Annotated in this window: 28 protein-coding genes and 1 tRNA gene; 18 read left to right on the plus strand and 11 right to left on the minus strand. The window is 53.3% G+C overall.

Annotated features, from left to right (window positions below):
• Positions 1-20 precede the first annotated feature (20 nt).
• The 5 genes from NYE26_RS09830 (at position 21) to NYE26_RS09850 (ending at position 2,854) form a co-directional block, all read left to right on the plus strand.
• Positions 21-590, plus strand: a complete 570-nt coding sequence (locus tag NYE26_RS09830; RefSeq protein ID WP_209877970.1) for a xanthine phosphoribosyltransferase — start codon at positions 21-23, stop codon at positions 588-590.
• 108 nt (positions 591-698) lie between these two features.
• Entirely contained in the window at positions 699-1,016 is a 318-nt protein-coding gene (locus tag NYE26_RS09835) for a hypothetical protein (RefSeq protein ID WP_036725087.1), read from the plus strand.
• Positions 1,017-1,147: 131 nt separating this feature from the next.
• Positions 1,148-1,369, plus strand: coding sequence for a hypothetical protein (locus tag NYE26_RS09840; protein ID WP_036725081.1), 222 nt, complete (start codon positions 1,148-1,150; stop codon positions 1,367-1,369).
• Between the two features lie 19 nt (positions 1,370-1,388).
• A complete protein-coding gene (locus NYE26_RS09845) occupies positions 1,389-2,180 on the plus strand; it encodes an SDR family oxidoreductase (RefSeq protein WP_339255403.1) in 792 nt (263 codons plus the stop codon).
• Complete coding sequence (locus tag NYE26_RS09850; protein WP_339255405.1) at positions 2,177-2,854, plus strand: hypothetical protein; 678 nt, start codon at positions 2,177-2,179, stop codon at positions 2,852-2,854. Before NYE26_RS09845 ends, NYE26_RS09850 begins: the two co-directional genes overlap by 4 nt.
• 682 nt (positions 2,855-3,536) lie before the next feature.
• Here the strand turns inward: NYE26_RS09850 and NYE26_RS09855 are convergent.
• Entirely contained in the window at positions 3,537-3,995 is a 459-nt protein-coding gene (locus tag NYE26_RS09855) for a hypothetical protein (RefSeq protein WP_076078472.1), read from the minus strand.
• Between the two features lie 180 nt (positions 3,996-4,175).
• On the opposite strand from NYE26_RS09855, the gene NYE26_RS09860 reads away from it, so the two are divergent.
• Together NYE26_RS09860 and NYE26_RS09865 are read left to right on the plus strand one after the other, a co-directional pair.
• Positions 4,176-4,259, plus strand: a tRNA-Leu gene (locus NYE26_RS09860).
• A 172-nt stretch (positions 4,260-4,431) separates the two neighbouring features.
• Entirely contained in the window at positions 4,432-4,767 is a 336-nt protein-coding gene (locus NYE26_RS09865) for a MazG-like protein (protein ID WP_339257427.1), read from the plus strand.
• Here NYE26_RS09865 and NYE26_RS09870 read toward each other — a convergent pair.
• Positions 4,746-5,144, minus strand: coding sequence for a hypothetical protein (locus tag NYE26_RS09870; protein WP_339255408.1), 399 nt, complete (start codon positions 5,142-5,144; stop codon positions 4,746-4,748). The genes NYE26_RS09865 and NYE26_RS09870 overlap by 22 nt on opposite strands.
• A 124-nt stretch (positions 5,145-5,268) precedes the next feature.
• Here NYE26_RS09870 and NYE26_RS09875 point away from each other — a divergent pair, with 124 nt between their 5' ends.
• The 7 genes from NYE26_RS09875 to NYE26_RS09905 all read left to right on the plus strand — a co-directional run bounded on the left by NYE26_RS09875 (position 5,269) and on the right by NYE26_RS09905 (position 12,677).
• Entirely contained in the window at positions 5,269-6,159 is an 891-nt protein-coding gene (locus NYE26_RS09875) for a 2-dehydropantoate 2-reductase N-terminal domain-containing protein (protein WP_339255410.1), read from the plus strand.
• A gap of 94 nt (positions 6,160-6,253) precedes the next feature.
• Complete coding sequence (locus NYE26_RS09880) at positions 6,254-6,880, plus strand: hypothetical protein (protein ID WP_235191872.1); 627 nt, start codon at positions 6,254-6,256, stop codon at positions 6,878-6,880.
• Between the two features lie 39 nt (positions 6,881-6,919).
• The gene (locus tag NYE26_RS09885) at positions 6,920-7,339 is read left to right on the plus strand and encodes a hypothetical protein (RefSeq protein ID WP_339255412.1); all 420 of its coding nucleotides are present in this window, start codon (positions 6,920-6,922) and stop codon (positions 7,337-7,339) included.
• 206 nt (positions 7,340-7,545) lie between these two features.
• Complete coding sequence (locus tag NYE26_RS09890; RefSeq protein ID WP_339255414.1) at positions 7,546-8,892, plus strand: citrate transporter; 1,347 nt, start codon at positions 7,546-7,548, stop codon at positions 8,890-8,892.
• Between the two features lie 256 nt (positions 8,893-9,148).
• Positions 9,149-11,281 (plus strand): hydantoinase/oxoprolinase family protein, encoded by a 2,133-nt coding sequence (locus NYE26_RS09895; protein ID WP_339255415.1) that lies wholly within the window; start codon positions 9,149-9,151, stop codon positions 11,279-11,281.
• 35 nt (positions 11,282-11,316) lie between these two features.
• Positions 11,317-12,000 (plus strand): hypothetical protein, encoded by a 684-nt coding sequence (locus NYE26_RS09900; protein ID WP_339255417.1) that lies wholly within the window; start codon positions 11,317-11,319, stop codon positions 11,998-12,000.
• Between the two features lie 17 nt (positions 12,001-12,017).
• Positions 12,018-12,677 (plus strand): GntR family transcriptional regulator, encoded by a 660-nt coding sequence (locus tag NYE26_RS09905; RefSeq protein ID WP_076157574.1) that lies wholly within the window; start codon positions 12,018-12,020, stop codon positions 12,675-12,677.
• Between the two features lie 109 nt (positions 12,678-12,786).
• Here NYE26_RS09905 and NYE26_RS09910 read toward each other — a convergent pair whose 3' ends face one another.
• From NYE26_RS09910 to NYE26_RS09925, 4 genes are all read right to left on the minus strand, one after another.
• On the minus strand, positions 12,787-13,938 hold the full coding sequence (locus NYE26_RS09910; protein WP_339255419.1) for a DUF2812 domain-containing protein: 1,152 nt from the start codon (positions 13,936-13,938) through the stop codon (positions 12,787-12,789).
• Positions 13,935-14,306 carry a PadR family transcriptional regulator gene (locus NYE26_RS09915; protein ID WP_339255421.1) on the minus strand — a complete coding sequence of 124 codons (372 nt, stop codon included), beginning with the start codon at positions 14,304-14,306 and terminating at the stop codon, positions 13,935-13,937. The genes NYE26_RS09910 and NYE26_RS09915 overlap by 4 nt, the downstream gene beginning before the upstream one ends.
• A gap of 101 nt (positions 14,307-14,407) precedes the next feature.
• Positions 14,408-15,094 carry a hypothetical protein gene (locus NYE26_RS09920; RefSeq protein WP_339255423.1) on the minus strand — a complete coding sequence of 229 codons (687 nt, stop codon included), beginning with the start codon at positions 15,092-15,094 and terminating at the stop codon, positions 14,408-14,410.
• Positions 15,091-15,969 (minus strand): YihY/virulence factor BrkB family protein, encoded by an 879-nt coding sequence (locus NYE26_RS09925; RefSeq protein WP_339255425.1) that lies wholly within the window; start codon positions 15,967-15,969, stop codon positions 15,091-15,093. The genes NYE26_RS09920 and NYE26_RS09925 overlap by 4 nt, the downstream gene beginning before the upstream one ends.
• A 241-nt stretch (positions 15,970-16,210) precedes the next feature.
• Between NYE26_RS09925 and NYE26_RS09930 the strand changes: the two genes are divergently transcribed.
• Positions 16,211-17,146 (plus strand): hypothetical protein, encoded by a 936-nt coding sequence (locus NYE26_RS09930; RefSeq protein WP_339255427.1) that lies wholly within the window; start codon positions 16,211-16,213, stop codon positions 17,144-17,146.
• A 131-nt stretch (positions 17,147-17,277) separates the two neighbouring features.
• On the opposite strand, the gene NYE26_RS09935 is transcribed toward NYE26_RS09930, so the two are convergent.
• Complete coding sequence (locus NYE26_RS09935; RefSeq protein WP_339255429.1) at positions 17,278-18,135, minus strand: SDR family NAD(P)-dependent oxidoreductase; 858 nt, start codon at positions 18,133-18,135, stop codon at positions 17,278-17,280.
• Positions 18,136-18,296: 161 nt separating this feature from the next.
• Here NYE26_RS09935 and NYE26_RS09940 point away from each other — a divergent pair, with 161 nt between their 5' ends.
• Together NYE26_RS09940 and NYE26_RS09945 are read left to right on the plus strand one after the other, a co-directional pair.
• On the plus strand, positions 18,297-18,695 hold the full coding sequence (locus tag NYE26_RS09940; RefSeq protein WP_339255431.1) for a MerR family transcriptional regulator: 399 nt from the start codon (positions 18,297-18,299) through the stop codon (positions 18,693-18,695).
• 208 nt (positions 18,696-18,903) lie between these two features.
• Positions 18,904-19,812 (plus strand): divergent polysaccharide deacetylase family protein, encoded by a 909-nt coding sequence (locus NYE26_RS09945; protein WP_339255433.1) that lies wholly within the window; start codon positions 18,904-18,906, stop codon positions 19,810-19,812.
• On the opposite strand, the gene NYE26_RS09950 is transcribed toward NYE26_RS09945, so the two are convergent.
• Complete coding sequence (locus NYE26_RS09950) at positions 19,799-20,605, minus strand: N-acetylmuramoyl-L-alanine amidase (protein ID WP_339255435.1); 807 nt, start codon at positions 20,603-20,605, stop codon at positions 19,799-19,801. The two genes, NYE26_RS09945 and NYE26_RS09950, sit on opposite strands and share 14 nt — an antisense overlap.
• Positions 20,606-20,812: 207 nt before the next feature.
• Here NYE26_RS09950 and NYE26_RS09955 point away from each other — a divergent pair, with 207 nt between their 5' ends.
• The gene (locus tag NYE26_RS09955) at positions 20,813-21,007 is read left to right on the plus strand and encodes a YqzE family protein (protein WP_036725054.1); all 195 of its coding nucleotides are present in this window, start codon (positions 20,813-20,815) and stop codon (positions 21,005-21,007) included.
• Between the two features lie 184 nt (positions 21,008-21,191).
• Here the strand turns inward: NYE26_RS09955 and NYE26_RS09960 are convergent, their stop codons facing one another.
• The 3 genes from NYE26_RS09960 to NYE26_RS09970 form a co-directional block, all read right to left on the minus strand.
• The gene (locus tag NYE26_RS09960; RefSeq protein WP_339255437.1) at positions 21,192-22,268 is read right to left on the minus strand and encodes a hypothetical protein; all 1,077 of its coding nucleotides are present in this window, start codon (positions 22,266-22,268) and stop codon (positions 21,192-21,194) included.
• A 152-nt stretch (positions 22,269-22,420) separates the two neighbouring features.
• Complete coding sequence (locus NYE26_RS09965) at positions 22,421-23,491, minus strand: YqhG family protein (protein ID WP_339255439.1); 1,071 nt, start codon at positions 23,489-23,491, stop codon at positions 22,421-22,423.
• Complete coding sequence (locus NYE26_RS09970; RefSeq protein WP_339255441.1) at positions 23,488-25,233, minus strand: SNF2-related protein; 1,746 nt, start codon at positions 25,231-25,233, stop codon at positions 23,488-23,490. Before NYE26_RS09970 ends, NYE26_RS09965 begins: the two co-directional genes overlap by 4 nt.
• Positions 25,234-25,323 lie beyond the last annotated feature (90 nt).

Genomic DNA, 25,323 nt, shown 5'->3' on the forward strand with positions numbered 1-25,323 from the left:
TGTAATGGAGGTTTACAATGATGGAATTATTGAAACAGCGGATATTGGAGGAAGGGATTGTCGTCTCGGATCAGGTGCTGAAGCTGGACGGACTGCTCAACCACCAGGTCGATCCGATGCTGACGATGGAAATGGGACGGGAATTTGCCCGCAGATTTGCTGAGGCTGGAGTTACTCGCGTAGTGACTGTGGAATCCTCGGGGATTGCCGTGGCATTTGCCACCGCTTATGAGATGAAGGTGCCGCTGGTGTTTGCCCGGCGCAAAAAAACGCTGCTGGCTGATCCCGACGCTCTGTGTGAACGGGTTCCATCTTTTACCAAAGGGATTGTTACGGACATTATGCTGTCCCGCCAGTTCATCTCGGAGGATGACAAAATCCTCTTCATCGATGATATTATCGCCAATGGCGACGCGGCGCGCGGCCTGATTAAGATTATCCAGCGTTCAGGTGCCGAGCTGGTGGGCCTTGGCGTAGTGGTCGAAAAAAGCTTCCAGGCCGGTGCCCGCACGATCCGGGAACAGGGAATCCGTCTGGAGTCTCTTGTTGATATCACCTCTCTTAATGACGGGACGATTGTTTTTGGATAAGGCTGAAGTGACAATAACAGGAACACAGCCTATTTTTGAAACATCTGCTTTTCACCCTATAAGTTTTCCTTTATAATAAAAATTAGACATGAGAGAGGAGGCGTCACAATGGGGAATGAACCGGTGACAGAGCAATTTTTTATTGATAAACTAACCGAGGCTAAGGATCACTTCGAACGTGCGCTGGATTGCAAACACACGGAGTTCGACGATTTGTATCCCTATATGATCGAACATCCTCAGTTTTTCTGGTACAAACGTTATGTTGCTTGGTCAGAGCTTTTGACAATCACAAGTTTGTGTGAAGAACTGTCGTATAGCTGGAGACAGACATTCACAGAGCATCAGGTCGAATATCTGGAACAACGTGTGATGTCCGCTAAAGTTCTTGACTTCTGGTTTGAGAAGAATGAAGCGCTGATATAGGAACTTCATAAGACATACAGATTGCTTTTGAAAGATAACTAGACCCGGATGATTCTCATTTGGGTCTTTTTCATGACCGGATTCAGAGTTAAATTGGACAAGCTAAGCACAGAGAGGGGAGTAAGAATACTATGATAAGTGATGAACAACTGGATGCCTACCGGATTTCCGGTGAGCGGATAAGAGTTGTACGCGACGGGCTGGCGAGCAATGATATCCGGGGAATCGTGCTGGCCTGGGACGAGACCCAGGTGATGATCCGGCGTCCGAACAAGCATGTGGTGAAGCTGGACCGGAGATACCTGTATCAGCCGGTGAGCGAGCCGAGACCGGAAGCCTATACCCCGGAATGAGCGGAGAATGGAGGTCAAGATGAGCCATCACAATAAAATTTCGATCGTTACCGGAGGTGCAGGCGGAATCGGACGCTGCCTCACCGAGGAATTACTGAAGGCCGGAGCAGTGGTTGCCTGCATCGATACGGATCTTGCTGCCGGACGCTGGCTGGAGGCCAAGTATGGAAGAGAGCGTCTGTTCTTTTATCAGGGAGACATTGCGGAACAGCCGGTGCTGGATGATTTCATCTCACAGGTAATCAGCCGCCACGGACAGGTGGATTACCTGATTAACAATGCCTGTATCAGCCGTAAAGGGCTGCAATCAGAATGCAGCTATGAGGATTTCGAGTATGTGCAGCGGATCGGAGTGACGGCGCCTTATTACCTGACGCTGCGGCTTAAGCCGCATTTTGCCCAAGGAGCCTCTATTGTGAATATCTCCTCCAGCCGGGAGCGGATGTCTCAGCCGGATACCGAGAGCTATACAGCGGCCAAAGGCGGGATCGGCGCATTGACCCACGCCCTTAGTGTAAGTCTTAGCGGCAAAGTGCGGGTTAATGCAATCAGCCCGGGTTGGATTGATACCACCACTTATCACGGTACAGAGGAATCGGCAGAGCCGGTTCATACAGAGCCGGATCGGCTGCAGCATCCTGCGGGAAGGGTAGGAACTCCGGCGGATATCGCAGGCATGGTGCTGTTCTTGTGCAGTGAGGCTGCGGGATTCATAACGGGCGAGAATATTACAATCGATGGCGGAATGAGCAAGCAGATGATCTACCATGGAGACGAAGGCTGGACCTATCAGCCTGGAGGACAACGATGAAGCTGCCTATAATTAAAAATGCCGGGGAACTGGCCGCGCTGGTGCGGGAGATCGGTTACCTGCCCATGTTTCGCTGCGAGATCGCAGGCTTCTCTCTGGAGGAATGCACTCCTGCAGGCTACTGGTTCGTGAAGGGTGTAGAAGGGCCGTGGGAGTGGCGCGAGGAGATTGCGGCTGGGGGCGAGATCGCTTATGCGAAGCTCTTTAACAAGAAGGCCGGGTTCATCAGCAGAGAATGGTACCCGGACTTCGCGAATTACCGCCGGGACGGTTATGATTTCGATGCCAGATATGATGACGGACTGGCCTCTATGGCCAGCAAACGAATCATGGATGTGTTGCTGGAGCATGAGGCGGGGCTGCTCTCCAGTGATCTTAAAGGGCTGTCCGGCTTCGCGGCCAAAGGTGCGAAAGGCTTCGACACAGCCATGACGCTGCTCCAGATGCAGACCTACATTACAGCCAGCAAATTCGAGTATAAGCAGGACAAGCATGGCCGTCCTTACGGCTGGGGAATCGGGCGGTATGCCGTGAGCGAGCATGTATTTGGAACAGACTATGTGACTTCGCGTTACAATGATCAGCCAGTGTCATCCAGGGAGCGGATTATGGAGCATACGGCTAAGCTGTTCCCGGAGGCAGGATCGAAGCAGCTGGAGAAGGTTCTAAAGTAAGGACGGGCGTCGAACTGGTGAACGGCAGGAAGGGACCGGGTTGCCGTTTGTGCCAAATGTATGCGAAAAACCGATTACAATTGCTCGCGCGAAGGAAGCTGGATCAAATATAATCGAAAAACCGATTACAATTGCTCGCGTGGAGCTACCTGGACCAAATGTAATCGAAAAACCGATTACAATGGGTCGTGTGGAGGTACCTGGACCAAATGTAATCGAAAAACCGATTACAATGGCTCGCGTGGAGGCACCAGGGCCAAATGTAATCGAAAAACCGATTACAATGGCTCGTGCGGAGGTACCAGGGCCAAATGTAATTGAAAAACCGATTACAATGGGTCGTGTGGAGGTACCTGGACCAAATGTAATCGAAAAACCGATTACAATGGCTCGTGCGGAGGTACCAGGGCCAAATGTAATCGAAAAACCGATTACAATGGGTCGTGTGGAGGTACCAGGGCCAAATGTAATCGAAAAACCGATTACAATGGCTCGCGTGGAGGCACCTGGGCCAGATGTAATCGAAAAACCGAGTATAGGTCCCCAGTATTCCAGACTATAAAGTCTGGAATAGCCGCTCACCACCAACGTATCATATATTGATCTGCACCCACACCAAGAGCCTCGTCCAGAATAGGACGAGGCTCTTATGTCAGCAGTACAATCCATTACAAGGTGCGGCTTAGATGGACATCGCCAACTGTTCGGCTTGTTCTTCCCGGGGAAGGACGGAGGCAAGCTCGGCACCCAGTCCGAGGTAGGCACGCATACGCTGCATCATTTCATTACGGAAGCCGGGCCATAGAATATGGATCTCGCCAACATAGCCCCGGCAGTTATACTCGGCGGTAACTCCGCGCTGATCCTGGCGCACAGTGCTGATCTTGAGCTGGCTCACGGTAAGCTCGCGGGTAACCTCCTGCAGCATCAGGGATGTCTTCTTGGTAGCGCTGGATACCAGCTCCATGTAGAGCTGGGGAGTCTTGAACAGACCGCTCTTGCCGATGGCACGGCAGTCCCGTTCAAATACTTTATGAATAAATGTTAGCAGCAGATAGCTTCTGACCAGGGACAATTCATCTTTGGTTATATTCTCAGGGATGGTTGGTGTAGTTAGGGGGTGTCTCTTGGTAATCGCCATTATAAATCACCTCATTTATAGTATGCGAACCTTTGTTCTCATTATACACCGAATCCGCAAATAAAAGCAATATTTTACTTGCAATTTATGGATAGCAATTTACAATAAAATAAACTTGACTCCATAATTCAGGCATGGTAAGATCTATCTTGTGACTGCGAAAGCAAGTCAACTGAATATGCGGTCATGGCGGAATTGGCAGACGCGCTGGCTTCAGGTGCCAGTGGTAGCAATATCGTGGAGGTTCGAGTCCTCTTGACCGCATCATAGGTAACATCAACACAGGTTCTTGTGTCACTTATTTAAGTGATATAAGAACCTGTTTTTGCGTTCAGCAATTCATTTATTTCATTTTAATATGACAGAATGTAGTCATGTTAGGCATGCTATTGTTTTCTAGTCATTTGAAAAGGAGGGACTTGATCAAGTGGAAGAAATGAAGAAGAGCCTGAGCTTCAATGAGATTGTTGAGCGTTCCCTCGTTATAAGAGAATGCTATCACAGACTGGAGCAGCAGCATCACGGGACACAGTGGAGTGTGGAAGAGGATGCGCTTGCTTTTTTGACAGATGCCGGGTTAGTGGGCCGGTTGACGATGTCTGAGCAGAAGCGTTGGCCTAAAGGCGGCGACACCCGGTCTGAGCTGCAACATAAGCTTAGCGAGTGTATCTGGTGGCTAATTATTCTGGCGGAGCGGATGGAGGTTGATATCAGTGAATCCATGGAGGTCTTCCTGTCCTCATTCGAAGATCAGAATCCTTCATCAGTATAAGCCGATACCCCTCTTGAATATAAATTCTCCGCTAACTTGATGAATTCTTCTGGGGGTAGATCCTTATCTCTTTGGAGCCAAAGACGAAATAAAGAAAGGGTCGTCGTCAGATAGAACTCAATGAAGTACAGCGATAAGGCATGGTTTTGCGGAATGTTCAGGTATTGCTCCATGGGGATGTCATTTTTGTCCAGACAAGAGAGCGCATCCTGAACCGAATGCATAGACAGCTCTTTATCGGCAAGTTCTGTTTTGATGTCAAGGAGCAAGTTACTTTCAACAGCGTCCAGCAATTCGTAAATGTCAGTAAAATATTGATAAGAGGTACTGCGGTTATACCCTGACCGGTTGGAGATTTCCTGAATATGCTGGTGCATAAGATATCATCCGACAGATATTAAAAAATTGATGATTGATCAAGGAATCCTAAAGCTTTATGATCACATCATACAACATGTTGTTGGATGATCATACGGAAATATGAATCGGCGGGGTGGTAAGATGTCAGCAAAGCAAGAAAGAATTTTAATTTTCGGTGCAGGTGTGATCGGAAGCATCTATGCAATGAAGCTTATGGAAGCCGGGTTTGACGTTAGCCTGTTTGCACGTTCGGACAGATTCAGATCTTTACAAGAAAAAGGTCTGCAATACCATGACAAAGGTACAGTCAGATCGATTCCGGTGAAGGTTATAGATACACTCGAAAATGATGATGTATACGATTATATTTTCGTTACCGTCCGTTATGACCGGGCCGAATCCGCGTTGTTAGCACTAAAGGATAATCAAAGCCCGAATATCGTTACGATGACCAATAGCTCGATTGGGTTTTCTTCGTGGCGTGGGATTGTAGGGGATAGACTTTTACCTGCTTTTCCCGGCTTCGGCGGACAGATTAAAGATGGGGTCCTGTACGCCCGGTTCATGCCCAAGTTTCTAGTGGCCACCTCATTTGGCGAAGTGAACGGCGCAGTGACGCAGCGCGTCTTAAAGCTCGCACAAGTATTTCAAGCCGCCAAGCTTCCTTACGTTATCAAAAAAGAGATGCAGGCGTTTCTAATCACCCATTCCGTATCCGACATTGCTCTGCTGGGCAGTTTGTACGGCGGAAACGCAGACCCGGCCCGAACCCGAAAGACGGCACGTCAAATAACAGTTACTCTCAAAGCGTACCTCAGGAAAATAAAACAAGCGGGTGTTGCCGTTGATCCGCCACTTTTCACAATAGTCCCAAAGCTCCCAAGCTTCATACTGGATGTTCTCTTCATTGCTTGGCTACGCACGAAAATGGTTAAAGATATGCTGCTGCCGGATTATGCGAATGCTGCGAACCAGGAGGTTGTGCAGCTGGAGAAGGATCTAACGAAATTTTTATCTATGCAGAACGGCTGATGAATCGATTGTTCCGGTATTGTAACCTGTCTGTTTATTCTTTGCTTCCAGCGGATGGTAAGGTTGAAGGACTGAAGCAGGCGGGAGGCTTACCATGATCACAAGATTAGGGATGATACTGAAAATATCCATATTGGCGGTCTGCCTGGCTGGATGCAGTCAGGCGGCAGAACCGGCAGGCGCACAGCATGTTCCGGTCACTCCAGCACCACCATCAGAACATGCTAAGCAAGAGGAGAATCTGATTCCGCTCAATACCTCCGAACCTTTTATCGGGCGAATGGAGCTGGATCAGGCGACGGAGGAATTCATCTATGGAACCTGGAAGGTGGACAAGCTGCTGGGATTCGCGAATTCCTATAATGACGCATCTGAATATCCGACAGGGCAGGACATCATTGGAGATGAGATTGTGATTCATCAGGATTACTTCTCCTCCAAGGGACTAGAGGGCTATGAAGCGTACCAATACGAGTTAACCAATCCCCGCTACAGCATAACCCAGAGACATTATAACAGGGATTCCTTTTACAGAGTGAACAAACTGGATCTGCCCATTATCGGAATCAACGATGAAATGACAGTCATTGACATAGCGGAAGCTTCGCCGGGGCTGGGTATACCGCTAGGGTTCCTGGATGTGAATCATAGCAAACTGATCCTGTGGATCGAAGCTGCCACGTTTGAGTTGATAAGAGTGGACGAATCGGGTAATAAGTAGTCTAAGTACTGGAGTTTATAATGACAGGAGTGAGCGCATATGAGCTGGGATGTATTTATCATGAAAGAGAAGTACGATTTTGAAGCGCCGGAGGAGGAGCAGCCCCCAGTGCCTCCCCTGGGACAACGTGATGAAATCATTGAGAAGCTGACCCGTCGTATACCGAATCTGGATTACCGGGATAAGGCTTGGGGCTTCCTTGAGGGCGAGGGATATTCGATCGAGTTCAACACAGGCGAAGAGGAGCTCGTGAATTCCATCATGCTGCATGTCCGGGGCGGGGGAACGGTGATGGAGACGATCCGGCTGGTCTGTGAGACACTGGAGGCTTATGCGCTGGATACATCGGATTCCGGCTATATCGACTTTGAGCAGCCTGAAGCAGCGGAGCAATCCTGGGAGCAATTTCAGCGCTATCGTGACCAGGTGATTAACCAGGTGATTAACAAGGATAACTGAAGAATATAGACATGAACAGAGGCGCAGGATGGATTACATCTGCAGCCTCTGTTTTGTTTTGAAGTGTTTGGAAATAACATGCAGAAGGGTATTGACGCCTAATGAAGTAGCATGTTAATATTTTCACGTGACAAACTAACATGTCAGTATACATAAATAGCATGTTAGCATGTTAACTCATTTATCCTACTTCAGGAGGTTATTTTGTGGATGTGGCTAATGTTGTAATCGGTTTCATTATGGTCTTATCGTTTTTTGGATTGGTGTGGTATTGCGTCAAGGGGTATAACCTTATGGTCGGCTTCTTCGTCATGTCAGTACTGTGGACCTCGATTGCCCTGATCGGAAATAGCATTCATCCTACCTCCGTGATGGAGGGCAAAACGTTCATTGACGTCCTGACGAACGTGTTCCAGACGGGGCCTGAGAATTACGGGAAGGCGATCCTGGTTAATATTTTCTTCGGCGCCTTCTTCGGAAGAGTCCTGATCGACACCGGGATTGCCGCTACTCTGATTCGTAAGGTTGTAGAGCTTGGGGGAGACAAACCAAGAATTACCATGTCTCTGCTGTGTATCGTTACCGCTGTAATCTTCACATCCATGACCGGTATCGGCCCGGTAATCTCCATTGCCGTCATCGTGCTGCCGATCATGCTCTCGCTAGGAATTCCTTCCCCGATTGCCTTGTTCTCCTTCATGGGCTCAATCATGGCGGGGATCTTCGGGAATATCGTGAACTTTAAGCAATATCAGGCGATATTTGCAACAGCCAATGAAAGCTATGCCAGCTATGACTATAATACATATTTCAAATTCGGCATGATCGCTATGGCTGTATCGCTGATTGTAGTATTGGTAGTATCCAACCTGATGATGAACCGGAAGCTCTCCCGGGCCTGGGCGGCAACACCGGATAGCGGAGCTACTGTAGATGCACCTGCTATCTCCTGGATCTCGATCATTCTGCCGGTAGTGGGTGTGGTGGTGCTCAAGGTTCCCATCATTTTTGGATTTATCTTCGCCGCCCTGTTCGCCCTGCTAACCTGCGGTAAGCTGAAGGGTGGTTTTGCAAGCGTTTGCAGAATGCTGTCGAAGCAGTTCGCGGACGGAGCCATTGATGTAGCGCCGATGATCGGCTTCCTGCTTACGCTGTCGATGTTCAACAATGCGGCCACGTATGCTTCCCCTTATTTCAAAACCCTGCTGGACGGCGCAATGCCCCAGACCGCGCTGCTCTTGTGTATTGTCTTCGCCATTCTGACACCGCTCGGCTTCTTCCGCGGCCCGATGAACCTGGTCGGCTCCGGTTCGGCCATCCTGGCTGTCGTGGTAGCAACCGCCGCCTGGCCTGTACAATTCCTCTATCCGCTGTTCGCCATTACTACAGTAGCACCGCAGCATTTGGACGTTACACAGTCCTGGGTGGCCTGGGGCTTCGGCTATACGAAGGTTCCGGCCAAGGAATATATGAAGATGTCGATTCCTACCGGCTGGATCATCGGAATTATTCTCTGCGCGGTTGTGTTCTTCATGTATGGCAATTTGGTGTAGCGTGTAGCACTGCTTAGCATTAATCAATAAGTAGTACTCAAGTCAATAACGAGAAGCTATAAGGAACGAAGGGGAAATTTGGAACTGTAGGAGCGGTAGCGTCCGCCTTTGTCTGCGGATTTCCACCGCGAACAGCGGTACAAATCAAGAAATTTGAAGACAACAGCGGCCGGAAGTCCAAATGTTCACCGCAGTGACGGTTAGGCTTCAAATTTCACTTGGGTCTACTATTAATGAAGAGAAACGGAGAAATCATATGAGTACAATGGTTAGAATGGGTATCGATGTGGGGGGAACCCATACCAAAGCAGTTGCGATTGACAACGCGACACATGAGATTATCGGCAAATCGTCCGTGAAGACGACGCATGACCATGCCACAGGCGTAGCCGCAGGTGTGGTGAAATGCTTCCAGAATTGCCTGGAGGAGAACAATATCCGTCCGGAGGATGTAGTGTTCGTGGCCCACAGTACCACGCAGGCAACGAATGCGCTGATCGAGGGAGATATTGCACAGGTGGGCATTATTGGCCTGGCGAAGGGCGGTCTGGAGGGCTGGCTCGCCAAGCGTCAGACCCGGCTTCAGAATATCGACCTGGGCAACGGCAAGGAGATCAAGATCTACAATAGCTTCCTTAATGTTAAAAAAATGTCCGAAGCCTCTGTGCTGACGGTCATCGATGAACTCAAGCAGCAGGGGGCACAGGTGATTGTGCCTTCGATGGCTTTTGGCGTAGATAACGGGCGGCCCGAGGAACTGGTCTATATAGAAGCAGAGAAAAAAGGCATGCCGACCACCATGGCCTCCGACATCACAAAATTATACGGGCTGACCCGCAGAACGCGGACGGCGGCAATTAATGCAAGCATTCTGCCGAAGATGCTGGATACCGCCAATTCCACAGAGAAGTCTGTGCGGGAGGCCGGGGTCCATGTTCCGCTGATGATTATGAGAGGCGATGGCGGCGTCATGGAGATCAGTGAGATGAAGAAACGGCCTGTGCTGACGATGCTGTCGGGACCGGCGGCCTCGGTCATGGGCTCACTGATGTATCTGAGAGCGTCGAACGGGGTGTACTTCGAGGTCGGCGGCACGACTACCAATATCGGTGTGATCAAAAACGGCCGCCCGGCTATCGACTATTCCATCGTCGGCGGTCATCCGACCTATGTCAATTCCCTGGATGTACGGGTGCTCGGCGTGGCCGGCGGGTCCATGATCCGGGCGAACAAGAGCGGAGTGGTCGATGTCGGACCCAGATCGGCGCATATCGGCGGTCTGGATTATTCGGTATTCACCGATCCGGATAAGATCAAGGGAGCGCAGGTCGAATTCTTTTCTCCGAAGCCGGGTGATCCTGCTGATTATGTGGCCATCCGGCTGGAGAACGGGGAGCGGGTGACGATCACGAACTCCTGCGCGGCGAATGTGCTGGGACTGGTGAAGCCGGAGCACTTCTCCTACGGGAATGTGGAAGCGGCCAGAAGGGCGATACAGGCACTGGCGGAATACTGCGGAACGACGGTAGAGGATATCGCCAAGCAGATTATGGAGAAGGCCTATGCCAAGATCGAGCCGATCATTCTGGCGCTGGCTGAGAAATACAAGCTGGAGAAGGATCAGATCTCCCTCGTCGGCGTGGGCGGCGGAGCGGCTTCGCTGATCGTCTATTTTTCGGAGAAAATGGGCCTGGAATACAGCATCCCCGAGAATGCCGAGGTTATCTCTTCGATCGGAGTTGCCTTGTCGATGGTCCGCGATGTGGTGGAACGGATTATTCCGTCCCCGTCCAAGGAAGTGATTGCCGCCCTGAAGATGGAAGCCTTGAACAAGGCCATCCAGAGCGGAGCGACCCCGGAGAGCATCGAAATTCATATCGATATAGATCCGCAGACCTCAAAGGTGACCGCGATCGCTACCGGTTCTACCGAGGTGAAGACGACCGAGCTGCTGAAGGAATGTGATGAAGCGGAGCTGCGGGAGCTGGCTGCCCAGGATATGCGCATCCCTGTAGAGCGGACGGAGCTGCTGCAGAAGACTAGATATGTTAGTATTTTCGGCGAGAAAATGGATAAAGCCGGTGAAGCCGGCGCGGTTCGCATCCTGGACACCAAGGGCTTCATCAAGGTGCAGAGAGGCCGGGCCATGGCGCTGAAGACAACAGCCGGGGACTATCTCAGCGCGGTTAAGCAGTTGTGGGAGGCAATGGCCGTCTACCAGACGGAGCTGATCGCAAGACCCGACTTCTACCTGTGTATCGGCGCACGGGTGATGGACTTTACCGCCTCAGACTTCGAGCAGCTGGAGCTGCTGATGGACATTGAGATATCCACGTTCGAGCCGGACACGGAGGTTATTGTTGTGGCGGCCAATATCAAGCAGAGCTAAGAGCCGCGCGGAAGAACGTGTAGACAGGAGGACGTATGCAAGTACAGACGAAGCTGGGAGAGCTGTTGAATCCATTGCTGGAGGTTGACGATGAGGCTTGGGGAATGTATGCCTTCAGGAGAGACATCCTGAACCGGCGTATTCCGCCGGAGACGAAGCGGGAAATGTTGAAGCAGGCCAGATCCTGCGGCACCGAATATGCACAGCGGATGATGCTTGAATATGGGACCTGTGATGTCCGGGTGCTTGCTGAACGTATGAACCTGAAGCTGGAATTCAAGGATGCGCTCATGACCGGCAAGCGTGTGCTGTTCGCTTCCTATACCCCTCCCGACCGGATCGAAATCATGGATGAACCCTTGCGCAGAGCGGCGGAGCAGATGCGGGAGGCGGGGCCTGGTCTAGTTGAACTTTTTCCGCAAGCTGGTATAATGAATACTATCCTTGGCCACGAAATTTATCATTTTGTAGAAGACCGGTTTGCACAGGAAATATACACCCGGACCGAGCGCATTCTGCTGTGGAAGCTACTGGGCCTGAAGAATTATTCTACAATACGCACCTTAAGTGAAGTTGGAGCCATGGCTTTTACACAGGAGCTGAACAGACTGCGATACTCGCCGTTTATTCTGGATGTTCTGTTGTATTACAGCTACGATTCAGCTAGTGCGGAGACAATAACCCGTGATGTACTAGGAGTGAGTTCAGGGAAGGTGTAGGGAAGCCGTTGAAGATTATGAATAACAGCAATTCACTGAATGATGTAACTTACAATAGAATAAAAGAAGACATCATGAATATGACGCTCGAGCCAGGAATGGATGTCAGTGTGCAGAAGCTGTCTGAACGCTATGGCGTCAGCCGCACACCAGTGCGGGAAGCAGTGGTCCGTCTTCAACAGTCAGGACTGGTGGAAATATATCCTCAGCGCAAAACGGTAGTCTCCAAGATCGATCTGCAACGGGTCCGTGAGGAGTGGTTCATCCGCACCTCGCTTGAATCTGCGGTGATCGATGAGTTCATCCGCAAGTGCAGCGAGCTGGTAGCAGATACGATGCAGGAACTGATTAATAAGCAGAAGAAATATATGGACAAGAAATACTTCAGAGAATTCTATATTAAGGACAACCGGTTCCATCAGCTGATCTTCCAGACGGCCGGGGAAGAATTGTCCTGGTTCACCATTGAAGAGGTAGCATCCCATTATAACCGTATCCGTCTGCTCTACGGGAAGATGGAAGGGGTGCAGCCGTCCGACATCGATAAGCATGTGAAGATGGTAGCGGCTACCCGCAAGCGGGATGTGGAAGGGATGCGCAAGGTCGTGATGGAGCATTCCAATACGCTGCTGGACCGGGTCCAGAGCATGTCCAAGCAGTACCCGCAATTCTTCTAATTGAACACAAGATTAAAGGCGTATCCGAAAGCTCCACTCTATGGAGAGGACTTCCGGGATACGCCTTTTTTTGTGATATGAGCAGGCCGTCTCTGTATGTGCTAAGCCCTTATTGTCTCTTAAGCCGGCGGTAATACAACCAGGATCTTCCGGTCAGCAGGCCGAAGAGAAGAATACAGAGGAACAGAAGGGAAGTGTTCCATACCCGGAATGAGGTAAAACCGTCACGCACCAGCCCGTCCACGAAGGCTATTACATTCACACTATAGAGCAGCATAATGGGCAGGAACAGCGCGCTATAGCTCAAGGCGATCTTCCGGGCGTGCTTCAGGCGGTGGAATGGATCACTGTAGAGCTGCTCCGGGTGTCCGGCGGAGTCCGGAGCCTCCCGGCCCCATAGGGTCCACTTCTGCAGAGAGAAGGGAGAGCTGTAGAGCTTAGACCAGCCTGCCTCCTGATGCAGCTCGAAATACCCTTCACCCGCAACGACCTGATAGTCAGCGTGATATTTCATACGGCGCGGACGGCCCTTGCTGAAATGGAACAATGTTCCTCCGAAGCCTACTTTATAGAGATTCCAGCCGTCCAGCTCCTTGTCCTCCAGCCATTGCTCCAGCCGGTCAGGGGCATACATCCAGCCTAACTTCATCCGTGCCATCGTAGTGCCGGCAGGCTTAGGCGTTGCGGGAGGCTTCTTCATGTCCGTGTGCCCTTGAAGAAGTTCCCTGTTGGCTGCCCGGAGCTTGATAAGCGAATAAATGGCAAGTACCAGCAGGAGTACTGCCAAGGCAGCGGCCGTCCAGGTTGCCGCCCACATTGGGCTGGGCTGAATGCGGATAGGAGCATCGTTGGAGTAGGTTAAGCCTAGAGCAAGCAGGGGAATCAGTGCAATGAGCAGCAGATACACTAGAATTCCCGTGAAAACATAGGAGATGATGCGGTTACGCCTCAGGACATCCTTACGTGAAGGATAGGCGCTAATCTGTGACGGGGACCGATCATTCTCGTACAGGCTCCACTTCCCTTGCTGTAGCCGCCTGCTCCATCCCTCTGCGGACAGATAAGGAGACATGGATGAATGCTTGGATGAATGATAAGCCAGCTGATAAGTTAGCAAGGCGGGTTCACCCTTCCGGAAGGTAAAGCGCCGCAGCAGTAAGCTCCATTCCTCCAGACGCCATCCCCTGCCGGCCATATCGGCTAACCAGGCTTCTGTCCCCGGCAGATCGTAGCTCCAAAAGGGCCGAAATACAGTTCTCATTGAAATTCCTCCTCACTGGTGACGGCGTTGCGGTGAAGTTCCTTTAATCTGCCGATTTCTGCGCGCATGACTTCCTTCCCCAGCTCAGACACCTCGTACACCGTCTTTCTCTCTTCATCGGCAAATACGGTAATTAGCCCATCCTTATTCATCTTGGTCAAGGTTCCATACACCGTACCGGAGCCCAGCCGTAGCCGTCCTTCCGACAGATCATCCACATGCTTGATGATTCCGTATCCGTGGCGCGGCTTGGTTAAGGATAACAGAATATAGAAGGCCGTTTCGGTCATGGGGACGTATTTTTTTAGAACCTTTTGTGCTGCGGACATCGCGTTCACCTGCTTCGTCAATTCGTTGTGCCAAGTCATGGCTATAAAAGAATATGTCATGCTGTGACTATGTCATATCATGACTATATCACGGTGCGACATATAAATCAACTTGAGGTGAGCGAGATGAGGTAGCAGAGTTATATTGGCGAAAGAAGCAGGGGCCGGCACAATGGCTGCCAGAGCTCAGGTACAAGCTGGGGCTGTGAACAGTAGACTGCCTGTAGATACTGGCTGAGTGGGGCCAGCTTGTCCTGGGCCAGCACCTCCTTGATCTCGGACGGCTTGACGGGAATATCCCGCCCGGATGCGGACATGAACTCTGCAAGGGGCAACAGCATCCTGCAGCTTTTGCGGTACGCCATCCGGTGCGGGAACCTGGGGGAGCTGCCGGAATCGTATTTGGATAGTCTGATGCGGGCGTAGTGATCAGCCAGGACTCTGCGGGCATCAAGCTTCAGCACAGCGAAGACCTCGCCCGGCTCTCTGCGCGAATACATTGCAGCCATTGCGAGGCAATCGCGCCAGGTCGGCCACAGGAACACATGACGGTCCAGGCAGCGGCGGAATTCCTCCGCCGTTGTGCCTGGGGCCATGGCTTCGGGGGTAATTCGCAGATGGGCATTCAGAATCGCGGCTTGCCCGGCGTAGCTTACCCGGTGCGCCGCAGTCCGCCGCTCTCCGGCTGCATGGGCGGGACTCAGCACGGCAGAGGAATAGATGGTGTCAAAGGCAGCCATGGAGGGCAGATTCACTGCCCGGGTGAAATGATAGAAGGAGGTGCGGAGCGGGCTTTTGGTAATGGCGTCAATCAGGGAGGTGTTCATGGGAGCTTCTGCCCTTTGAAGGTGCTGAGGGGCATACTCTTCACCTTGCGGTTCAGCAGGACCGCATTGATCTCGCCTCCGGCCAGGATGATAAAAGAGCTGATATATAGCCAGATTAGCAGCACGGTTACGCCTCCGAGACTGCCGTAGGTTTTGGAGAAATCACTGAATTGATTGACGTATACGGAGAACAGGATCGAGGTCGTAATCCAGCCGATGGTGGTGAACAACGCCCCAGGCATTACCTCCCGCAGCGCCAGTCTCCGGCTGGGAGCGATCCAGTACAGCAGGGTGAAGACGATGAACATCACGAGCAGCGGAATCGCGTATTGGAGCAGATCCCAGAGCTTTTGGAATCCATAGGGAAGATCAACCAGCAGGAAGACCTGCGTCTTAAGCCAGCTGCCGAGGACCAGAAGCAGAATGCTGAGCAGTACAACGAACCCGATCGTCAAGGTAGCAAGCAGGGCGATCCCCCGGATTTTCCAGAACACTCTGCTCTCGTCAATCTCGTAGGCACGGTTCAGCCCCTTGATGATGGCATTGATTCCTTTGGAGGCGGCCCACAGGGTAGCCAGCATCCCGAAGGACAACAGCGTCTGGCTGCGTCCGGCGGACACATCCTGCAGAATCTCTTCTATAATAGAGATGGCTTCGGCGGGCATGATCTGCTCCAGCTGCCCTATATTTTTCTCCAGGGAGATATTCGCATACCCTATCAGGGTCATGATGAAGATCAGAAAAGGAAACAAAGACAGGATTAAATAATAGGTCAGCTGCGCAGCGATGCCCTGGACATCATCGTCGTTGATTTTCACCCATAGCTGCTTGATGAACTTGAAAGTGCCTCTTGTACTGCCGGAAGTGCTGTTCATAAGACCCTCCTCCATGAATTTGCGGATAGACTGACATGGTAGCCAAATCGTTCCATATATATGTATACCCGTTATAATATCCTTTAGTCCGCCGGGGTAGTTTTTATTGTAACATACCGGAATTAGTAATTAGTTGGATCTGGGGCAGTGAAAATTCAAGCAGGAAATTCCCTTGTATTATATTGGAAAACTCTTAGAATAGTAGGAAAGATAACAATATAGGAATATAAGGAGAATGTATATGAAGCTGTTGTTGGAGGAGTATGAGGGAATCAGGCGCTGGATGTACCGCAATGCCCGTCCGCTGGACCTGGCGCGATGGAGATTTCACTTTGAGGGGGGCGGGTCTGCGCCGGTACTGGAAGCGCTGTCCGCCTATCAGAATGAGGATGGGGGCTTCGGCCATGCCCTGGAAGCGGACGCGTGGAATCCGAATTCCACGCCCATCCAGACCGCTACGGCGGTAGAGAGGCTGCTGGAGCTGGAATTTGCAGATAACGGGCATCCGCTGGTGCAGGGAATTCTGAAATACCTGGACAGCGGTGTGGATATGGATGGCCGCACATGGAAGAATGTCGTAGCTTCCAATAACGATTATCCTCATGCCCCCTGGTGGCATACAAGCTCGGATAGTACCTCCCACAGTATGTATAACCCTACAGCTATTCTGGCCGGATTCATTCTGAAGGCTGCTCCCAAGGATAGCGGGCTGTATGCCAACGGACTAGGGATTGCCCGTGAGCTGACGGAGCTTTTCCTGCATGACCCTGTGATTGAGATGCATCCGTTGAAATGCGTGGATACGCTGCTGCATTGCATCACCTGGGCCGGGCTGCAGGAGCACTTCCCCTATGTGGAGCTGCAAAAAGCCTTCAAAGTACAGAGCGCACGGCTGATCAGCCGCGATGAGGGGAACTGGAACGGGTATGGCTGCAGACCGTCAGCGTTCGTCCATTCGCCGCATAGTCCCGGGTACGCTGAACTCGGCGGGCTGCTGCACCAGGAGCTGGATTATCTGCTGGAGACCCGAAATGCCGCAGGGGTCTGGGAGCTGACCTGGGGCTGGGAAGGATATGAACGTGAGTATGCTGTCAGTGAGAATTGGTGGAAGGCACATATCGTGATTGAGAATTTACGGCTGCTGCGGGAATTCGGACGAATGGCGGAGCTGCAATGAACAGGATTGGAATGCAGTTTAGCATAAAATAAAACAAATGCAGCGCATCGTCAAGCCACAGCCCTCCGTATCGGGAGCTGTGGCTTGATCGCGTCGTGTGCCAATTGCTGCTTCTTCACCAGCAGCAGCGATTATGCGTCGCCGGATTGAAGGAATTCCTGCTCGTAAATGGCCCGGACATCTTTCAAGATACGACTGCTATGCTCTGTGAATTTCAGCGGTCGTACCTGATTCTTGATCAGGAAGACACCGGACTTGCCGCTGTGTTCACCCAGAGCCGCCTGATACAGCAGGCCTGCCCCATGGGTAGGCTCGGGGAAGAACAAGCGCGTAATGGGTTTTAACCACAGCGGGATGCCTGATTTTTTGCCGCTGCGAAGGGTGTTGTTGCCTCCGGGATCCGCGCTGCGGATAAGGATGCCTTCGGCTGCAAGCTCAGAGGCCACCGCCTCCGTCCACAAGGACATGGCCCGCTTGGTGTCGGCATAAGGGCCAGTCAGCATCTGAAATTTCGCCGGGCGCTCCAGCGAAGCCGGGTCGAAGCTGCGCTTCATCATAAAAGCGTTAGAGGACGTATTCACGACCGTGCGGAGCGTGCCTTTCAGCAAGAGCGGCTTCAGCTCCATCGTAAGGATATACGGAACCACCGTCTGCAGCTCATAATGCAGCTCGCGTCCTTGCTTAGACAAGAGTAACTCGGGGAAGCTGCCGCCGGCATTATTGAACAGGATGTCAATATGTGATTCGTGGCGGTTAATGTCCTGCAGGGCACTTCGCAATTGGCCAAAATCGCTTAAATCTGCCTTATAGATTCGTAGCTGCCTGCTGCCGAGCGCCTTATGGATGAGTGGGTCATCTTCAGCAAAAGCTGAGCGGATCAGTGCGAGCACCTCCCAGCCTTCGTCAAGTATTCGGCGGGTCAAGGCTAGCCCGATGCCGTGATTTGCCCCGGTGATCAGTGCGGTGCGGGGGCTGTGTGTTATGTTCATTATGATTGCTCCTTTGAATGTGAGTGGGTGAATGGTGTCCATTCTATAACTTGGAGCTGAGTCCAAGTCAAGTGCCGAAATTAACCGTTGACTTGGAGCTGACTCCAGGCTGTACAATGGTACGAAGGCACTTTTAGAGCAAGTAGAGAGGGAGTGATTCGATGAGTCTGGCGGAAGTGGATCTCGTGCAGGGATATTCAATTAAAGAAACGGCGGAGCGGACAGGAATGCCGGAGGATACGATACGCTATTACGAGAAGATAGGACTATTGCCCCGGGCGAAGCGCAAGGGGAACAGCCACCGCATTTATAGCGATGCGGATCTGGAGATGATGCAGATGATCTCCTGTCTCAAAAAAACAGGCATGTCACTCGACGATATGCGGCCCTATCTGAACCTGTCACTTGACACGGACTTGTCCGGCTATCCTGAGCTGCACGAGATGATCCGTAATCACAGAAGCAAGATCCTGGAGCAGATCGCTTCGCTGCAGCAGATTGTAGACTTCATTGATGTCAAAATAGAGCAGGGAAATCTGGGCCCCAGACCTGCGAGCTGACCGGAGACCGTAAGCAGATGCCAAGAGGACGTAAAGCCAAAGCTAAAGGGTGAGGGTTAATGCGAAGCGGAGGGATTAAATGCTGACAGGCCGCCCGTGCCGTATCCGCATCCCATTGTTAATAATTGCGTAAGCGCTCCGTACATATTTACCCTTCGTGAGCCAAACAATGAGTACAATTGTTCAATCACGAAGGAGGTGTTCCAGTATGAATACAAGCAACCACAGAGTAAAGCGTGTCCTTCTATATCCCTTGGCCGCAGCTGTGATTATGTCAGCGGCGCTAATCCCGTCAGCCCCGCTTGCCGTGTCTGCTGCACAGGCAGACACGGCACTTTCAGCACCCGCACCTGCGGATAGCAGAGGGAGCAGCGTATCGGGCAACCGGACAGCTGGGAATCAGCAGCAGGCGCTCAGCCGTGTGGCGGTCATTATCGATGATTTCGGCAACAGCATGCGCGGGACAGAGGAAATGTTCAAGCTGCCCGTCAAAATCACCGTCGCAGTCATGCCGTTCCTGCGCTCCAGCGAGCAGGATGCCCGGCGCGCCCATGAGCTGGGCTTCGATGTGCTGGTCCATCTGCCGATGGAGCCGCGCCAGGGCAAGCCGGAATGGCTGGGACCGGGGGCAGTGCTGACGAGCATGAATGACGCCGAGGTCCGCCAGCGGGTGGAGGCAGCGCTGGATAATGTCCCTTACGCGATTGGAATCAACAATCACATGGGCTCCAAGGTGACAGGTGATGAAAGGGTAATGGGTATTGTGCTGGAGGTCTGCAAGGAGCGCGGCCTTTTCTTCGTAGACAGCCATACCAATTACCGTTCAGTCGCGGGACGGATGGCCCGGGAGCTGGGAATGCCGCCGGTGGAGAATCATATTTTCCTGGATGATGTGCATTCGGCAAGCCATGTGGCGAAACAGATGAAGCTCGTACAGGAGCGGGCCATGAGTCAAAAGTTCTGCGTCACCATCGGTCATGTCGGCATCCAGGGCAAAGAGACCGCCGCGGGCATCCGCAGCGGCATTGCCGGAATGAAGGACAAGGTGCAATTCGTCGGTATCTCCGATCTGGTCCGCGAGGAATGGAAGTGGAATTCCCGGCTTACACTTCCATAAGATAGGCAGCGATCCCGTTCGCGATGGCTTCGGCGATCTCTTCCTGACCCTTCGGTGTACAGAGCTTCTCGCGGTCAGCCGGACTGCTGACAAATCCCGCCTCAACGATCACCGTTGTGGCGGTTATTTTGTTGAGCAGGTAGAAGGGCTTGCCCCGGACAGGATCATTCTTCATCCCGTAGAGCTGGTTGAGCTGATCCTGAATGGTCCGGGCCAGCAGGAAGCTGCGCCCTTCCTGGCGGTACAGAACGAGCGGACCATGCTTGGACGGGGATTTCGCCCAGTTAATGTGGATGCTGACCACGACATTGGCCGGAAGCGTCTCTGCCAGTTCCTTGCGCTGGGCCAGATCGCGTAAATGCCGGGATCTGTTCCTCAGCCACAGATTCTCATCGCTGGGAGCATAATCGCCAGTCCGGTTCAGAATCGTATCGAAGCCATCTGCACGCAGCAGGAGAAAGAGGCGGCGGGAGATGGCAAGGGTGATGTCCTTTTCCAGAATGCTGCCGTAGGAAGTTCCGCCGTCAATCCCTCCATGGCCTGCATCAATCAGAATGATCCGCTGGTCATGGCCGAGCATATGCTGGCGCTGTCCGGGCTGCTCTGCCTGCGGATTAGTGCGGGGTGCAGCCGCCGCGTGAATCACTGCGGTGTCTCCTGCCGTAAGCATGAGCAGAACGCTTGCTGCGGCTATGATCCGCTTAAGCCGCCGCCCGGATCTCAGCACAGGCTGCTCTTTTGAATGATGGGAATGTGTAGCCGTATGGGGCTCTAATGCTTTTGACTGTCTCAAGTGAATAACCTCCCTGCCGGAATAATCAACAGCTACTTGTACTTAATGACGGTTTATACAGGTGTAGTCTTGTTAGATTGTGCCTTAACGGCCTAACCTATACGAAGCTTCGGATTCCGGTTTAGAGATCGGAGGATTGGAGCACACTATAGGCATAAGGTCAAGGGGCGGGAACCCGCCCCGGCACTCACCTGGGAGGTGTATGAGATGGCATCCGGCGGAGATGATCTGGTGAAGTATATTACGGAGAAGGTAGTCGTCTACATTGAGAACCCTCGCGCTGTCCATGCCCGGCGGAAGGCAGAGAAGCAGCCGTGGGCGGAAAAATGGTTCGGCACGCTGCCGCTCGCCTGGTCCGTGTGGCGCAGCAAATGGAGCAGGGGCGGGGAGAGTAAGGAGTAGGAGTAGCACTTCAGCGGAAATCGGTCGCTGTGTGAGCATGAGGTGTATAAATGCACCTGAATTCGGAGAAAGCGGACGCTGAGTAGAATTTAGGTGTATAAGCAAACAGCCTTCCCAAGTGGCGTCGTGCAGGCGGCACCCGGGAAGGCTGTTTCAATATCGAGCAGGAACTGCCAGTGCCAGTCTACCGGCTTGAACCGGGTAGAGCAGCGGAGCCCAGCGTGGCTCCCCCGGGAAGCGGCACCGGCAGTTTGTGGAAGGTGCCCGCCTTCTGAAGGGCGCTAAGCGGGAGATAGCGGATGCCACCTGGACCGGCAGCGGCATAGACTACGGCAGCTTCTGTGCTGCCTTGGTCCCGGGAATCACCGGGCTTCAGCCAGCTCTGGCTGCCTGTAATCATGAATGGCGCGCCCAGCGTGTCGTTATGCCCCGGAGACTGGAAAGCGAGACTGCCCCGCTCCTGAAGCAGAGCGCTTAGGCTTGCTCCGTTCAACGTCTTCAGACCGGGTGCGGTCAGCCACAGCAGATCGGCATACGGGTCATCCTCTCCGCCGCTCCGAAGAGCGGGCTGGGGAGTGCGCGCCTGGCCCGGACCGGAGGACAGCATGGCTGAAGCTTCCGGTGCGGCATTAAGAATATGCTCAGCCTGGCTCTGACTCCAGGGCAGCGTCTCCAGAACGGTAGCATTCAGATACAACGTTCTGTTCTCCGTAGTGATTTTCCAGACAGGCAGCATTGGAGCATAGAGTGCCGTAACCCCGATGGCACCTGAAGAATTAGAGGGTATCAGTCCTTGCTGCGCCAGATACTGGCGCAGTTCAGTCATACTATAAGGGAGACCATCGGTTCCGGCTCCGTATTCGCTAAGCAGATAGCCGCCCTGATCCGCAGCGGAGATAATGAGATAGCCGATCCGCTGACCGCTGTGCATCACATTGACCAGCCAGCTGCGCGTTCCCGGACCAAGAGGGTAGACCTTGGTGAAGGCATCCTTCCATTCCTTAAAAGGAGCATCCGCCGAGAGCTGGCTAATCGTCTGGCGGGTGAAGGCCTGCAGCGTTTCCGGCGCTGGAATCGGCTTCATCTCCAGTCCCGGAAGAACCTCCTGCGTGACGGCCTGCATCACGGTCGTTCGGCTGGCTTGTGACGCTAGCGCCTGGGGAGAGGAGGCGCTAGCAGCCAGCAGAGTCAGTCCAAGAATCAGACAGAGGAGCAGGCGGCCACGCCGCCGGGAGCTCTTTTGCCTCGTAGTGATATTCATAGGTTCAGTCACCTTTCCTGTTATTGAGGGAATTTACGCTTCTTACTGTTCATTGTAGGGGACAAGCCCTGAAAAGGCTGTTGCTTGCTGTCGCGCCAGGCGGCAGGAGTTTCACTGTTTTTTTGCCTGCTTTTAGCGGACCAGGTCGCATTCTATGTGCTGCGCAGATGAAACAATCCGTACGTTACGGCAGAAACTGCAATCTGCGGCTCATACTGCCACGAGGTCTCCTGGCGGCGGCGGTTATACTGCTCCAGGATGGCGAGGCGCTTCTCTTCTTCCGGTTCTTTCAGCAGCTCCGCGTAGTAGATGTCCACGATGCTAAGCTCCAGCTCCAATCGTTCGCGCGCTTCTTCCGCCCAGGTGTAATCCAGCAGCGCCAGCTTCGAGGTCAGGTATCCCTCCAGCCGGTCGGCCCCGTCCGTAATCCCCAGCTCGAACGGCTGGACATGAATGTTCTCCGGCAGCCGTGGCGTCAGCTCCTTGCCGGCCAGCCGGGCCTCGAAGTCCGGGACGATCAGCCCGGAGGTTAACGACACCGCGATGAAATGCAGCTCCTCCCGCTTCAGGTCACAGGTCATCTCGACCTTGTAGCAGACCGCCAGCCACGGTTCGTAGGCGGCAGAGAACAAGGTCGTCCGCTGCCTGAGGCCAGGGTCCTCGAACAGCTGGAGGCACCGGCCTTCGTCCCGTGCCGCCGACCAGATCTGCCGCAGGCGCTTGCTGCCGTAGGTCACATCCTCGCGGCGGATCATGCCCGGTCCGAGGCGCGGCAGCGCCGGAACGATGCCGAAGTACCGCGCGAGGATGCTGTCCTCCGGCGCAGCAGATACCCCGGGCGGCAGCGCAGCTCCCGGCGCCTGCGCTGCGCCGAGCGGCTCCGCAGCAGCTTCGGCATCCGCCGCCCCGGCCACACCTGGCGGTGCTCCCGCCCCTGCCGGGCGGCTGGCCCCGCCGCGCGGGCGGGCCGCAGGCGCAGCAGCCTGCGCGGCCAGTTCATCGTACTTCTGCGGGTCGAAGACGAAGCTGAAGGACAAGGTCTCGGGATCTACGCCGGTGCGCTCCACGAAGCCCCAATAATAAGGGCGGTCCGTCAGCATCCGGTCCGCGCGGGGGGAGAGCTTCACCGTCACATGCAGCGGCGAGGATTCCAATATGGTGCATTCAGTCGCTTCCAGATAATCCATGACCTGCTTGCGCACTTCTGTAGGCGTCAGCATCACTTAGGCACCCCGCTATCATCCAGCTTGGCGTGGGTCAATTCACTGAGCGAATCGCCGATTGTATCCAGCCCGCTGCGCAGCTCCTCGTCGCTGCCCGCTTCGAGAACGATTTTGTACAGGCTTTTCTCAAGCGAGCCCTTCTGCTCGAAGCGCTCCAGAATGACATCCAGCCCGCCGATGACCATCTCGAACATGTTGATTTTCTCATGCAGCAGGTGCAGGATATGCTCTTCAATCGTCCCTTCGGTGGAGAGGTTATAGATGACCACATCATTCTCCTGACCCAGCCGGTGGACCCGGCCGATCCGCTGCTCGACCCGCATAGGATTCCAGGGCAGATCGAAATTGATCATATGGTGGCAGAACTGCAGGTTAATTCCTTCGCCGCCGGCTTCGGTGGCAATCATCACCTGGGCGCGTCCGCGGAAGAGGTCCATCATCCAGTCTTTTTTGCCGCGGTTCATCCCGCCCGAGTACGTCACACATTGCAGTCCATGGTCACGGAAATACTGAAGCAGATACTCCTGCGTGGCCCGGTACTCCGTGAAGACGATTACCTTCTCGTTCATTTCACGGATTAACTCCATCGTCTTCTCCGCCTTGGTATTCGTCTTGACCGTACGGATCGTCTGGAGCAGCCCCATCATCCGCTCGCGCTTCGGCGAATCGGCCGGCAGCTTCTTGATCAGATTCACCAGCGTTACGAACACCGCATCCCGGCTGCTGCACACCTCACGTTGAAGCGTGACCAGGGAGAGCATACTGCTGAGATTGCCGCCTGCCTCCTGATACTGTTCTTTGACAAAAGCGGTCACTCCGTCATACAGCGCCTTCTCCTCAGCGGAGAGGGTGAGGGGGATATTGCGCACCTTGCGCTTGGTGAAATTCACTGGGCCTTCGCCCCGGCGGTTGCGGATCATGACCTTGGACAGCTCGCCCCGGAGCTGGACCTCGTTCTTGGGCTGGCGCTTATCCACCACGAAATTAGTAGCAAAATCGCCCTGATTCCCCAGCTGGCCCGGCTTCAGCAGCGTGATCAGATTGAACAGCTCGCCCAGATCGTTCTGCACGGGGGTGGCGGTGAGCAGCAGACAGTACTTTTTGCGGAGCTGCTGGACGAACAGATAATTCGTCGATTTCTTATTCTTCAGCTTATGCGCTTCGTCGATAATCAGCATGTCGTACTCCTGGCTCAGCAGCATTTCCTTATGCGGGTCACGCTTGGCCGTATCCATCGAGGCGACGACAATGTCATTGCCCCAAGAATAGGCTTTCTTTTGCGCTACGGCAGAGATTCCGAACTTCGTATTCAGCTCCCGCACCCATTGCAGGACAAGCGAGGCCGGCACCAGAATCAGAACCTTGCTTACCAGCCCGCGCACCAGATACTCCTTCAGCACCAGCCCGGCTTCGATTGTCTTGCCAAGTCCGACTTCATCGGCCAGAATCGCCCGTCCCGACATCTCGAACAGCACCTTGTGCGCCGTATCCAGCTGATGGGGAAGCGGAGACAGCCCGGACAGATGCTTCATACACTGCAGCTCATCGAAGCTGGTAACCAGGCCCGACTGCTCTCCCTGCACGGCAAGGCGGGATAACCGCCAGTCGCCCCACGGCCCCCCTTTATCCAGTCTCGATTCCAGATCATGCAGCCAGTTACGCTCAAAAGATAGAGGAACAGGCAGCAGCGGCGCAGAAGTTACCTTCTCTTGGGGCAGGGAATTGCGGAATAATTGCGTCATGTTGCAGCCTCCTCCGTCGCAGTTTCATATCGAAATGCGTAGCAGTAGTATGCTCGTTTCAGAGAGATTTCATAACCAGAGGGGCGTGGA

The sequence above is a fragment of the Paenibacillus sp. FSL P2-0136 genome, assembly GCF_037975325.1.
GTDB classification, from domain to species: domain Bacteria; phylum Bacillota; class Bacilli; order Paenibacillales; family Paenibacillaceae; genus Paenibacillus_AQ; species Paenibacillus_AQ silagei.